The following is a 13,069-nucleotide window of genomic DNA, read 5'->3' on the forward strand; positions in this document are numbered from 1 at the left end:
GTATGTTTTTTCTGTATTATCCCCAATAAATTTGTGTTACTTGTCGCATTCGCTAATGAAGTGCTTGAGCTTTATCCTGTCTCTGCTTTATGCTCGGACATAATCCAGCTAGACTGGAATAGTTAACCTGGTCGCGGAGATATCAAATTGATTAATGTGTTATTAGTGGATGATCACGAGCTGGTTCGGACCGGCATCAGTCGTATACTAATGGACGAACGTGGCATTAAGGTCATAGGTGAAGCTATTTCCGGTGAAGCTGCAATCCAATTTTGTCGTCATCAGGAACCAGATGTGGTGCTGATGGACATGAATATGCCTGGTATGGGCGGCATGACTGCGACTAAACGTATTTTGCATTATTGTCCCGAAATCAAAATTCTGGCTTTATCTGTCTCCTGCGAAGAGCCGGTTCCAACCAAAGTGATGCAATTAGGCGCTTCAGGTTTTATCTCTAAAAATGCCGCCCCCTCTGAAATGGTCAGTGCTATTCGTAAAGTACATGCAGGGGAGCGTTATATCTCAGGTGAGGTGGCACAAAAAATGGCGATGAGCCGGGTCACCAGCAGCAATCAAAATCCGTTTGAAGAGTTATCGGACCGTGAAATGCAAATTATGCTGATGATCACCCGTGGTCAGAAGGTCAACGATATCGCTGAACAATTAAATGTCAGCGCCAAAACCGTCAATTCCTACCGTTACCGTATGTTTGAAAAACTGGATATCAGTGGAGATGTGGAGTTGACGCATTTAGCATTACGCCATGGCATGATTGACATTGCAAAGTTGTAACTCTTTTCCTTATGTTTGATGCCGATGTTTGACGCCAAGAGCTTCCTGAAAACAGCGCCCCATATGCCGGGCGTTTATCGTATGCTGGATCAGAAAGAAACCGTGATTTATGTCGGTAAAGCCAAAGATCTGAAAAAACGTTTATCCAGTTACTTTCGCCAGAATGTGTCCGGCAGCAAAACCCGCGCCTTAGTCAGTCATATTCATAGTGTGGAGCTGACGGTCACCCAAAGTGAAACTGAAGCGCTGATTTTAGAAAACAACCTGATTAAGCAGTACCTGCCCAAATACAATATTTTGCTGCGGGATGATAAATCTTACCCATTTATTTTGATCACCAACCACAAACATCCTCGTATCAGTTCACACCGTGGACCTCGCAAAGTGGAAGGGCAGTATTTTGGCCCTTATCCAAGCGCAGGCGCTGTCTGGCAAAGTTTAAAGCTGCTGCAAAAAGTATTTCCTATCCGCCAGTGTGAGGACGGTTTTTATCGCGCCCGCACCCGGCCTTGTTTGCAGTACCAGTTAAAGCTGTGTTCTGCGCCTTGTGTCGGCAAAATATCAGATGAAGATTATGCTGCCGAAGTAAAAAACACCTCGCTGTTTTTATCCGGTAAAAGCCAGCAATTGATAGAGCAATTGGTGCAGCAAATGGAAAAAGCCAGTACGGAGATGGCTTTTGAAAAAGCCGCCCAGTTTCGCGATCAAATTGTCAGTTTACGCAAAGTACAAGAGCAGCAATACGTCAGCGGCGATCACGAAGAAATGGATGTGATCGCTCTGGAATGGTCGCATGGGGTGGCCTGTATTCATGTGCTCTTTATCCGCGATCATAAAGTGCTGGGTAGCAAAAACTTTTTCCCTAAAGTACCTGCAGGTTCTGAACCTGAAGAAATTTTACCCTCTTTTTTAGCTCAGTTTTATTTAAGTGGTGCCGGTGGCCAAATGATGCCTAAAGAGCTGGTACTGAGCGAGCAGGTAGCAGATGACGAGCAACTGGCGCAGGCTATTAGTGAACTGGCACAGCGTAAAGTCAGTTTTGTTTATGCCAAACGTGGAGAAAAAGCCCGTTATCTGGCTTTAGCGCAAAAAAACGCACAATTGGCAGCTGCCACTAAGTTGTCTGTTAAAGAGCAGGTTGCAGTGCGTTACCGTGAGCTGAAACAAACATTGAAGCTTGAGCTTTTAGATCGGATGGAATGTTTTGATATCAGCCACACCATGGGGCAATCGACTATAGCGTCCTGTGTGGTATTTGATGGTCAGGGGCCGAACAAAAGCGAATACCGCCGTTTTAATGTCGAAGGCATTACCCCAGGTGATGATTATGCCGCTATGTTATTTGCGCTGAATAAACGCTATGGCAAGCTCACAGATGAAAGCCGGATCCCGGATTTGATTTTAATAGACGGCGGCCAGGGCCAACTGACTCAGGCCATCGATTTTTTCAGCAGTTGGCCTTTTGCTAAAAAACCAGTGCTGGTGGGGGTGGCAAAAGGCACCAGTCGCAAACCTGGTCTAGAAACTTTAATTTTACCCGATAACCCGGCAGGCTTTTCCTTAGCTGCAGAATCACCTGCTTTGCATTTAATCCAGCAAATCCGTGATGAAGCGCACCGCTTTGCCATTACAGGCCATCGTAATAAACGCGGTAAAGCCATTATTAAAAGCCCATTGGAAAATATCGATGGAGTAGGTGAGAAACGCAGACAAGCTTTGTTACAATACCTCGGAGGTTTGCATGGCGTGATGCAGGCCTCTGTGGACGAACTCGCGACAGTACCGGGAATTTCCAGGCAACAGGCCGAAAAGATTTACCAGGCATGTCACAATAACTAAATATTTGTGCCCACTTTGAGAAGTAGTGTTATGTGGAATATTCCAAATCTGTTGACTATGTTCCGATTGTGCTTGATCCCTGTTTGTTTATTCTGTTTTTACTCTGAACTGGAACACGCCCGCTTTTTTGCCGCTTTTGCCTTCTGGTTTGCTGCCATCACCGACATGCTGGATGGATACCTTGCCCGTAAAATGCAACTGCTGACACCTTTTGGGGCTTTTTTAGACCCAGTGGCTGATAAACTGATGGTGGCTGCTGCTTTAGTCTTGATCGCCGTTGATATGCAAACCTTATGGGTGACTATTCCGGCTTTTATTATGATCAGCAGAGAGATATTAATTTCTGCCTTACGTGAATGGATGGCCGGAGTAGGGCAACGTGCTCAGGTAGCAGTGTCCGAAGTGGGTAAATACAAAACAGCAGCGCAGATGTTGGCATTGATAGGTTTAATTTGGCAGCCTGTCGGCTGGCTGACTGATTTAAGTATGGCATTGCTGTATATAGCAACCTTATTAACGGTTTGGTCTATGTTGGTTTACCTGAAAGCATCCTGGCCAGCGCTGAGTAAATAGGCGGAAAAAGTTTGCAAAAACAGCAGTGAAGCTACTTTTTGAGCAAACGAATTTAAAAGCATAAATTTGTGGTTGACGTAAAAGCATAAACCAGTAGAATGCGTCTCGTGTTACGGCGAATGGCCAGTAAAAAGCGGGCATAGCTCAGTTGGTAGAGCGCGACCTTGCCAAGGTCGAGGTCACGAGTTCGAGCCTCGTTGCCCGCTCCAAGTCGTACGCCAGATGGCGGGTTGGCAGAATGGCCATGCAGCGGATTGCAAATCCGTCCACCTCGGTTCGACTCCGGGACCCGCCTCCATTTAATACCGTACTTGGTTAAATGTCGTTGGCTGTAATACAAAATAGAAAAGTGTTTGCCCGGGTGGTGAAATCGGTAGACACAAGGGATTTAAAATCCCTCGCTCGAAAGGGCGTGCCGGTTCAAGTCCGGCCCCGGGCACCATCTCAATAGCAAGATATTGAGAAAGGTTGAATAAACCTGAAATACCAAAGCAGATTATTATCTGCAAAATGCCTAAGCGGGCATAGCTCAGTTGGTAGAGCGCGACCTTGCCAAGGTCGAGGTCACGAGTTCGAGCCTCGTTGCCCGCTCCAAATTCAAATTGCTCTCAATGCTCCTAAGCAAGAAATGCCGCCTAAGCGGGCATAGTTGTGTTGGTAGAGCGCGACCTTGCCAAGGTCGAGGTCACGAGTTCGAGCCTCGTTGCCCGCTCCAAATCTAAAAAAAGCAGCCTTGAGGCTGCTTTTTTTCGTTTTAGGCTCTGCAGAGCAGAATAGTGCTGTGTGGTTTGCCGCATAAAAAAAGCGGCCTGAGCCGCTTTTTTTGATCCAACCGAACTTAACTCACCAGGAGCGAACCCAGCCACAGACTAAACAGGCTGATCGCCACTATACCGACCAGATTCAGCACTAAACCCGCCCTGACCATATCTTTAATTTGTAGCTTGCCTGAGGCAAACACTATAGCGTTGGGGGGCGTAGCCACAGGCATCATAAAGGCAAAACTGGCAGCCAAAGCCGCTGGTACTACTAAATACAGCGGCGACAGGTCCATAGAGAGAGCCACAGGGCCTAATAACGGCAGGAAAGCTGCCGCTGTGGCAGTATTACTGGTGACTTCAGTCAGGAAGATGATCAGACTGGTCACCACAAGCAGCAGTAGGACAGGCGGCACAGTGTGCAATAACTGTAATTGTTGTGCTAATAATTCAGCAACGCCGGTTTTCTGGATCTGATCGGCCATACTCAGACCACCACCAAACAGCAACAACACTCCCCAGGGCAAATTCTGACTGTCTTTCCATTCCAACAGAGCTGTGCCAGACCCTTTTTCGTCTGGCAAGATAAAAAGTAGAGCGGCTGCGCAAAGTGCAATCACTGTGTCACTGACTGGTAATCCGGTCCATTTCACCAGCCATTGCTGGCTGATCCAACTAAAGGCCGCCAGCGCAAAGACGATTAAAACTAATTTTTGTGAACGTGACATAGCGCCTAAGGCCTGTAACTGGGCCGAAGTATCATTCTGAGCCAGTTCAGTTTTGGGCATGCGGAAATGGATTTTTGTCAGCCAGACCCAGCAAATAACCAGCATAGTCAAAGCCAATGGCACACCCAATAGCATCCAGTCGGCAAAACTGATTTGAATGTTATAACTTTTTGATAAATAAGCTGCCAGCAGCGCATTGGGTGGCGTACCAATTAATGTAGCTACACCCCCTATGCTTGCACTGTAGGCGATACCAAGCAAGACGGCTTTACCAAACTGGTCCTGTGTTGAAGCGTTTGCCATAGCGATAATGGATAAACCTATAGGCAACATCATCACAGCTGTGGCGGTATTGGACATCCACATGGATAAAAAGGCGGTTACAGCCATCACAGCTGCAATTTGTAAGCCTGGTGAAGACCCGACCATAGACAAGGCTTTTAAAGCGATGCGCTTATGCAGAACGGTTTTTTCCATCGCTATAGAAAGAAAAAAACCGCCTAAAAACAGGAAAATCAAAGGATGGGCGTAAGGCGAGGTTGCAGCATCCAGTTTATCTATACCCAACAGGGGGATAAAAATCATCGGCAGCAAGGATGTAACCGGAATGGGAACAATCTCGGAGATCCACCAGAGCACCATCCAGGCCATTAAACCCGTGATCATCCAGGCAGCCTGGCTCATTTGTACTGTGGGTGGAGGTAACAAAATAGTCAGTAGTAATAACAAGGGGCCACAGAGCAGCAGCATGCGGCTGGAGAAAGACGACATAATACATCCTTAAAAGAAACCGGAGCCAGGCTCCGGTGAGATCAGAAAAAAAACTTCATACCCAGAGCGGCGGCATGATCGCGCTCAGTTTCAAAGTTAAGTTTGGACAGAAGCAGATAGGCCGTCAAATTGTTTCGCCACTGGTAATCCACTCCAATGCTATGCAATCTGGCTTTTTCAGCATGACGGGTCTGGCTGTTGTCCTTCTGCCATTGCCATTTATAAGTCCAGTCGTTGTGCTGATAACTCAGCTGCGCCAGCCAGGCATCCCCCTCGATATTACGCACCAGGTGCTCACTATGCTGAAGCATCAAGCCTGCCGCAAGCACAGCTCCATCGGTTTGCCATAAGGGTAGTTGCGCCAGCAGACGCTCTGCAGTGATATTGTTTAGTTCATTCGTGCGGCCATACGCCAGATACAGAGGGTACTTTTTTAACGCCGGGTCGCCATAACCCAATACCCAGTCATAACCACCGGCAATTTCATCACTGGCCCCTGTCTGGTAGGTGGCAGAAAAGTTAAAACCTTCGATAATAGGTGACTGATAACTCAGTATATTTTCCAGCCTGTCCTGAGCTGGCGTGATCTGAGCTATATCGGCGAGGGATTCGTTAAATAAATCGATTTTCCCCTCAGACTTTTTAAACCTGGTGTCATTTTTACCAAACACCAATTCGCCATAGCGACCAGCTACCCCTATATAGGTATTGCGTGAGCCGAAGCGGTGATCTTTATTGGCATCATCCAGACCATTGACCTGCCACTCGTACACAGCGATGACAGCCAGTCCATCTGTCAATTGATGTTTGGCTTTCATACCCAAACGGGAAAACGGCACTTCAATTTGGCGGCCTTGATCGGCATAACGATAGAGTCCTTTATCCACATCCAGTGCCTGGAGTTCAAGTTTACCGTACCAGTCCCATTCAAAAGCGTTGACCTTTGACGCTGTAAAAGCCAGAGTGCAACAGATAGCTGCAGATAAGCTTAATTTAACCATGTTGCACCTCTGCCGCTTTGACTGACACTGTATCTGTTTGTGGAGTTGCTCCAAGAGCCAGCTCCTTGTCCAATTGTTGCATATCCAGTTCACCACACCATTTGGAAACCACCAAAGTAGCGACACCGTTACCAATTAAATTGGTTAATGCTCTGGCTTCAGACATAAATCTGTCTATGCCTAAAATCAAGGCTATACCAGCCACCGGTACTGAACCTACGGAAGCTAAAGTAGCAGCTAATACGATAAATCCGCTGCCGGTTACCCCTGCAGCACCTTTGGATGTCACCAGCAACACCGCCAGTAAGGTCAGTTGCTGAGTTAAATCCATAGGGGTATCTGTAGCCTGAGCAATAAACACCGCCGCCATGGTCAGATAAATAGCCGTACCGTCGAGATTAAAAGAATAGCCTGTAGGCACAACTAGACCTACAGTAGATTTAGTGGCTCCCAGTTTCTCAAGCTTGGCCATCATACGTGGCAGCACAGATTCAGACGACGATGTGCCTAATACGATCAGCAGCTCTTCTTTAATATAACGAATAAAGCGGGTAATAGAAAAACCGTGGTAACGGCAAATAGCACCCAATACGATAAAAATAAACAGCAGGCAAGTGATGTAGAAGGTTGCCATTAAACCCGCTAAAGACCATAAAGTAGCAATGCCATATTTACCTATGGTAAAGGCCATGGCGCCAAAAGCACCAACAGGAGCGACTTTCATCAGCATATGCACTATGGCAAATAACACTTCTGAGCTTTTTTCCACATAACCAAAAATCAGGTTTTTCCGGCCACCCAAACGCTGTAAAGCAAAACCAAACAGGATAGAGAAAAACAGCACTTGCAACATATCGCCGCGGGCAAAAGCATCAAATACGCTGCTGGGGATCACATTCAGCAAAAAATCCGTGGTGCTTTGCATCTGGTCCGGTGCTGTGTATTTACTGATGGATTGTTGATCCAGGCTGGCTGGATCTATGTGCATGCCGACACCAGGCTTAACGACATTAATTACCACTAAACCAATGATCAGGGCTATGGTCGAGACAATTTCAAAATAGAGCAGGGCATAGCCACCCGTTTTCCCTACTTTTTTCATATCTTCCATACCTGCTATACCTACCACTACAGTACAAAAGATAATGGGCGCGATAATCATTTTAATCAGTTTGATAAAAGCTGTACCCAAAGGCTGCATGGCGGTGCCCAGCTCCGGATAAAAATGACCTAAAAAGATACCTGCACTGATGGCAAGCAATACCTGAATATAGAGGCTGGATAGCAGCCTTTTGGTTTTATTTTTCATTGTTATTGTCTCTCTGGTTATGGAGTAAATCTCCCTGTCAGACAGTCAATAGCAAAGAGAAAGCCAGCTTTTTTGTTCAAATATTGTTGTTTAAATTCAGTTGGTTACGTGTTTCTTATTTAAGCCTTGATAAGGCTTGTGTGGATTTCCACACAAGCTACAAAGGCTGTTGTCACTTAATCCGCACAAGGTGCTGCTCAGTCTTCGTTTTTGTCCAGAAAGTCGCGGCGGGTCAGCTGATATTTAGCCATTTTGTCGTATAAGGTTTTACGGGGTAAATCCAGCTCGCTCATCACAGCTTTTATCGCCCCTTTGTGCTGATTTAAGGCCTCTTCCAGCAGCATTTTTTCGTAATATTCAACCCGCTGCTGTAAGCTCATATTGCCTGTGATGCCATGTTCTGCTTTATGTGGTTGAGTGCTGAAAGCAACCTGTGCGCCCATCAATACATAACGTTCCGCCATATTACGCAGCTCCCGCACATTGCCGGGCCACTGATGCTGCGCCAATTGCTGTAACTCAGTGCTTTTCAGCGGAATATATTCTTTATGAAAACGCGCTGCGGCGATGCGGGCAAAATGTGAAAATAATAAGAACACATCATCTTTACGCTGGCGTAATGCGGGCAAATGCAAATCCACCAGAGACAAGCGGTAATACAAGTCACTGCGAAATTCCCCAGCGCTTGCCAATTGTTTTAAATCCATTTTGCTGGCGGCTATTACCCGAATATCCAAATCTATGGCCTGATTCGAGCCTAAGCGGGTTACTTTTCGCTCTTCCAGTACCCGCAACAGCTTGACCTGCAGAGACAAAGGGGTGCTTTCAATCTCATCCAGTAATAAAGTGCCGCCATTGGCAAACTCAAATTTACCTATACGTTTTTTATCGGCGCCGGTAAAAGCTCCTGCTTCAGCGCCAAAGAGTTCACTTTCAATCAGTTGCTCTGGTATAGCTCCGCAGTTGATGGCCACAAAGTTATGCTGGCGTCTGTCACTTTGCTCATGTAAGTAGCGCGCCACCAGTTCTTTGCCTGTGCCGGTTTCACCATAAATCAGCACGTCAGCAGGGGCGTCGATCACGGCATCCAGAGTGCGACGTAACTGCTGCATCACAGGGCTTTGGCCCAGAATACGCAAACCAGGCTGTTGTTCGCGTTCAACTGCAGCTTTTAACTGCCGGTTCTCCAGTACTAAATGACGTTTCTCCAAAGCCCGGCGACTGACTTCCACCAGATGATCATTATCAAAAGGTTTTTCCAGAAAATCATAAGCACCTTGTTGCATGGCTTTTACAGCCAATGACACAGCACCATAACCGGTCAGCATGACCACAGGGATTTCAGCGTCTATCGCATGAATTTTCTGTAACAGCTCAAGGCCATTCAGTGCCGGCATATGCATATCTGTGATCACTATGCCGCTATAGTGTGGGCTGATTTGTTTGAGAACTTCGCCAGGATTGGCGGTGGTAAAACAAGCTAAATCTTCCAGCTTTAACAGCTGGCTGACGGCACTGCGAATATCGGCTTCGTCATCAATAAAAATAATAGCCGGTTGCTGTTGTTCTGTAATCGCCATTTAAGATCCTGTGTTTGCGATAGCAAGCGAAATAATAAACTCAGCACCAGCAGCCTGGGCGTTACGTACTTCAAGCTGGCCACCAAAGGATTGCACTATACGCTGAGAAATAGATAAACCCAGCCCTAATCCATCCCGTTGTTTTGTGGTAAAAAACGCTTCAAAAATACGCTCTAAATGATGAGGCTCTATCCCTGGGCCCTGATCACGGATATGAATACTGACCTGCTGATGTTGAGTCTTGACTGCGATATGAAAGCTGGCATCAGCTACTCCTTTCATCGCTTGCACCCCATTGGTAAGAATATTCACCAGCACTTGTTCCAGTTGAATAGGATCGGCCAGCACCATAGGAGAGTTGTCTGGCAGCTGCAGCCTGATTTTTACCCCTTGTTGCTGGCACTGATGTTTGACTATACCCAGGGCGTCCAGAATAAGTTTATTCACTTGCACCAGTTGGTTTTTGCCTGAGCTTTTGCGGCTGAAATCTTTAAACTGCGCCACTATCACACTCAAGCGCTGCATTAACTGGCGCATGGCTTGAATATTGGTTTTGGCGTCAACCAGATAACCTTTGTCGATCAATTTCTCAGTCGTTTGAGCATAACTTTGTAAAGCGGTCAGCGGCTGATTTAATTCATGATTCAAAGAAGCGGATAATGCGCCAATAGTTGCAAGCTTGGCGGTTTGCACCAGCTGTTGTTCGGTTTGGGCCAGCTCAGTTTCAGTTTGTTCGCGGCGTTCAATCTGGCGTATCAGCTGCCTGTTGGTTTCAGCCAAATCTTTAGTCCGGGCTATCACACGTTGTTCCAGTTGCTGATTATGTTGTACTAATTGCAAATGACGTTTTTGCCGTTCGCGTCGCACCCACAAAGCCAACAATGCGGAACTGTAAAATAAGGTAACCAGTAAAAATGCCCACCAGAGGGAGGATTGGTGTGGGGCAGGAGAGGCCAGTACTGTTAAGGTCCAGCCGAATTCAGGCAAAGGCCGCTGGTAGGCTAAGAAGCTGGAGGTTTTGTTGTCGATCTTCAACTGCCACAATGAGTACGCTGAGGCCAGTACAGCAGAGCGCACCGAATAGTCCATAGTTTCGATATGTTGGGTAATATAACGCTGCTGCTCAGATGGACTAAGGGCTTTCCCCGTCAGGCTGGTTAGGCGCCATTGCTGAATATCAGATAAAAACACCTCATCACTTTGTCCTGTGACCATAAAGTGACTGTCGGCAAGCCCGGCAATTTGTTGCTGATGTTGCTCTATAGGTTCCAAATCTACTTTGGCAACCATCACGGCGACAATCTGGTTCTGTACAAGCACTGGCACGCTGTAATAAAAACCGCGGCGTTCACTGGTATGGCCCAGCGCATAATACTGAGCGCTCTGGCCTGTCAGCGCGTTTTGTATATAGGGCCGAAAGCCAAAATCTTTGCCGAGATAATTGATCTTCTGATCTGCGTTCGAACTGGCGATGACTATTCCTGCAGGGTTAACCAGGTATAAATCAGCCACATCTGCACTTTGCTGTAGTTGAAACAAATACTGATTCAGTGGATCAGTTGATCGAGGCAGGTCTTGCAGTAAAGAGACTAAAAAGGCCGACTCTGCAATTTGTTGTGGTAAATCAGCATAACGGCTTATTTCATAACGAATAAAAGCGGCGAGATTATCACTTTGATGCTCTGCTTTTATCGTCAGTTGGCGGTAATTCCAGTGCTGTGCAGCGCATACAGCCAGTGCAACAGCCAGCAGATAGCCACAGAGCAGCAGGAACCAGCGCAGCTGCTTATTCATTCACTGCGTCTGTGGGCTGAAACGGCTTTGGGCGTCGCGAGTAGGGAGGCCTCTTCAGTTTTACTGGAACTTAACAATTTGCTTTCCAGCTCTGCCATTTCGGCCTGGGTCAGTTCACGGTACTGACCTGATTTTAATTCGGCCAAACGTACGTTCATAATACGGATGCGTTTGAGTTTAGTGACGTTAAAGCCTAAAAATTCAGTCATACGGCGGATCTGCCGGTTTAACCCCTGAGTCAGAATAATGTTAAAGGTTTGGCGGGAAATTTGTTTCACCTGACAAGGCAAGGTAATGGTCTCGAGGATAGGCACACCAGAGGCCATTTTACGCAAAAACTGCTCTGTAACTGGCTTATCAACCGTGACCACATATTCTTTTTCATGCTCATTACCGGCGCGCAGAATTTTATTGACGATATCGCCATCGTTGGTCAAAAAAATCAGCCCTTCAGATTCTTTATCCAGCCGGCCTATGGGGAAAATACGCTCAGGATAACCCATGGCGTCAATAATGTTGCCTTTGACATCCAGCTCTGTGGTGCAGGTAATACCCACAGCTTTATGGTAAGCCAGATAAACCCGCCGTGGTTTGGCTTTGAGCGGCTTGCCTTGCACCAGGACCTGATCTTGTTCTGTCACTTTTGTGCCCAAAGTACCAGGCTGACCGTTTACAGTCACCAGACCTTGCTCAATCAGTTTATCGGCTTCCCGGCGTGAACAAAAACCTGTGTCACTAATAAATTTATTTAAACGAAACAATGTTGTTTGCTCCACAGCTTCACATCCGGCAGTTGAAAAAGGACGATAGTTTAGGGGCTCAATGCATCAGGGGCAAGGCCGCTGTTTATTTTAGAGCAGAAAACTGGCTGGGTCTTGGCAAGACAGATGGATGAGGTACACTTGCTGCTTACTATTTAGAAGGGACCACTGATGTTACCTATTCAGCACTATTTCCCCCAAGCCGATGCCTTAGTTTATGGTTGCATGGGCCTGGGTGGTAGCTGGGATCAACCCACCACCAGCAAAGAACAACGGGATTTATCCTTTACCGCCATTGATGCAGCACTTGCAGCTAATATCCGCTTTTTTGATCACGCAGATATTTACACCAGAGGCAAAGCCGAAGCTGTGTTTGGCGATTATCTGGCTGCTCATTCCGGATTACGTGAACAGCTGATCATACAGAGTAAATGTGCGATACGTTTTGCTGATGATACAAAGGTTGGGCGTTATGACTTTAGCAAAAAATACATTGTTGAGTCTGTACATCAGTCACTGAAACGACTGCAAACCGACTATTTAGATATTTTATTGCTGCACAGACCGGATCAACTGATGTTGATTGATGAAGTGGCTGAAGCTTTTGCAGAGCTGAAACAACAAGGCAAAGTCAAAGCTTTTGGTGTATCCAACTTTGGCTGGCCGCAACTGCAACTGCTGCAGTCTGTTTTGCCTGAGCCTTTGGTTGCCAACCAGCTGCAAATGAGTCTGAAGGATTTAAACTGGCTGGAGCAGAACGTACTGACCGCTATGCCAGATGGTGCGGCTCATCATTTTAGCTACGGCACAGTCGAATACTGCCAGTTACATAAAGTACAGCTGCAAGCCTGGGGCAGTCTGGCGCAAGGTTTGTTTACAGGCGGTCGTACGCCTGAAACTGAAGCTCAACAGGCCACTGCAGTACTGGTAGCGCAATTAGCTGCAGAGTATCAAACCAGCCCGGAAGCTATAGTGCTGGCGTTTTTATTAAAACATCCTGCAGGAATTCAGGCCGTGATAGGCACAACCTCGCCAGCCCGTATTGCGGCGTGCCAGAAAGCATTAACAGTCAACTTAAGCCGTGAACACTGGTATGCGCTTTATGTGGCCGCCAGAGGTAAAGCATTACCTTAATATCTGCGCAATAAAAAAGGGCCTGATGG

Annotated in this window: 10 protein-coding genes and 5 tRNA genes; 9 read left to right on the forward strand and 6 right to left on the reverse strand. The window is 46.8% G+C overall.

Translation table 11 applies throughout. The features are described from left to right. The first annotated feature begins 156 nt into the window (after window positions 1-156). The 8 genes from uvrY (at window position 157) to RHEIN_RS09425 (ending at window position 3,919) form a co-directional block, all read left to right on the forward strand. Window positions 157-792, forward strand: coding sequence for a UvrY/SirA/GacA family response regulator transcription factor (gene uvrY / locus RHEIN_RS09390; protein ID WP_272941639.1), 636 nt, complete (start codon window positions 157-159; stop codon window positions 790-792). Between the two features lie 18 nt (window positions 793-810). Continuing rightward, window positions 811-2,631 (forward strand): excinuclease ABC subunit UvrC, encoded by a 1,821-nt coding sequence (gene uvrC / locus RHEIN_RS09395; RefSeq protein ID WP_008898743.1) that lies wholly within the window; start codon window positions 811-813, stop codon window positions 2,629-2,631. A 30-nt stretch (window positions 2,632-2,661) separates the two neighbouring features. After that, the gene (pgsA, locus tag RHEIN_RS09400; RefSeq protein ID WP_008898744.1) at window positions 2,662-3,204 is read left to right on the forward strand and encodes a CDP-diacylglycerol--glycerol-3-phosphate 3-phosphatidyltransferase; all 543 of its coding nucleotides are present in this window, start codon (window positions 2,662-2,664) and stop codon (window positions 3,202-3,204) included. Between the two features lie 133 nt (window positions 3,205-3,337). Then, window positions 3,338-3,413 (forward strand) — tRNA-Gly (locus tag RHEIN_RS09405). 15 nt (window positions 3,414-3,428) lie between these two features. After that, window positions 3,429-3,502: transfer RNA gene (locus RHEIN_RS09410), tRNA-Cys, on the forward strand. Window positions 3,503-3,559: 57 nt separating this feature from the next. Further along, window positions 3,560-3,646 (forward strand) — tRNA-Leu (locus RHEIN_RS09415). 76 nt (window positions 3,647-3,722) lie between these two features. Continuing rightward, a tRNA-Gly gene (locus tag RHEIN_RS09420) sits at window positions 3,723-3,798 on the forward strand. Window positions 3,799-3,843: 45 nt separating this feature from the next. Beyond that, window positions 3,844-3,919: transfer RNA gene (locus tag RHEIN_RS09425), tRNA-Gly, on the forward strand. A 123-nt stretch (window positions 3,920-4,042) separates the two neighbouring features. Here the strand turns inward: RHEIN_RS09425 and RHEIN_RS09430 are convergent. The 6 genes from RHEIN_RS09430 to RHEIN_RS09455 all read right to left on the reverse strand — a co-directional run bounded on the left by RHEIN_RS09430 (window position 4,043) and on the right by RHEIN_RS09455 (window position 11,921). Then, window positions 4,043-5,461: an SLC13 family permease gene (locus tag RHEIN_RS09430; RefSeq protein ID WP_008898745.1), complete on the reverse strand. Its 1,419-nt coding sequence runs from the start codon at window positions 5,459-5,461 to the stop codon at window positions 4,043-4,045. A gap of 41 nt (window positions 5,462-5,502) precedes the next feature. Beyond that, a complete protein-coding gene (locus tag RHEIN_RS09435; RefSeq protein ID WP_008898746.1) occupies window positions 5,503-6,462 on the reverse strand; it encodes a porin in 960 nt (319 codons plus the stop codon). Continuing rightward, window positions 6,455-7,771 (reverse strand): dicarboxylate/amino acid:cation symporter, encoded by a 1,317-nt coding sequence (locus RHEIN_RS09440; RefSeq protein WP_008898747.1) that lies wholly within the window; start codon window positions 7,769-7,771, stop codon window positions 6,455-6,457. The genes RHEIN_RS09435 and RHEIN_RS09440 overlap by 8 nt, the downstream gene beginning before the upstream one ends. 197 nt (window positions 7,772-7,968) lie before the next feature. Beyond that, a complete protein-coding gene (locus RHEIN_RS09445; protein ID WP_008898748.1) occupies window positions 7,969-9,351 on the reverse strand; it encodes a sigma-54-dependent transcriptional regulator in 1,383 nt (460 codons plus the stop codon). Continuing rightward, a complete protein-coding gene (locus RHEIN_RS09450) occupies window positions 9,352-11,145 on the reverse strand; it encodes a sensor histidine kinase (RefSeq protein ID WP_008898749.1) in 1,794 nt (597 codons plus the stop codon). After that, the gene (locus RHEIN_RS09455) at window positions 11,142-11,921 is read right to left on the reverse strand and encodes a pseudouridine synthase (protein WP_050801175.1); all 780 of its coding nucleotides are present in this window, start codon (window positions 11,919-11,921) and stop codon (window positions 11,142-11,144) included. Before RHEIN_RS09455 ends, RHEIN_RS09450 begins: the two co-directional genes overlap by 4 nt. A 156-nt stretch (window positions 11,922-12,077) precedes the next feature. On the opposite strand from RHEIN_RS09455, the gene RHEIN_RS09460 reads away from it, so the two are divergent. Continuing rightward, complete coding sequence (locus tag RHEIN_RS09460; RefSeq protein WP_008898751.1) at window positions 12,078-13,040, forward strand: aldo/keto reductase; 963 nt, start codon at window positions 12,078-12,080, stop codon at window positions 13,038-13,040. Window positions 13,041-13,069 lie beyond the last annotated feature (29 nt).

The organism is Rheinheimera sp. A13L, assembly GCF_000217935.1.
Classification (GTDB): Bacteria; Pseudomonadota; Gammaproteobacteria; order Enterobacterales; family Alteromonadaceae; genus Pararheinheimera.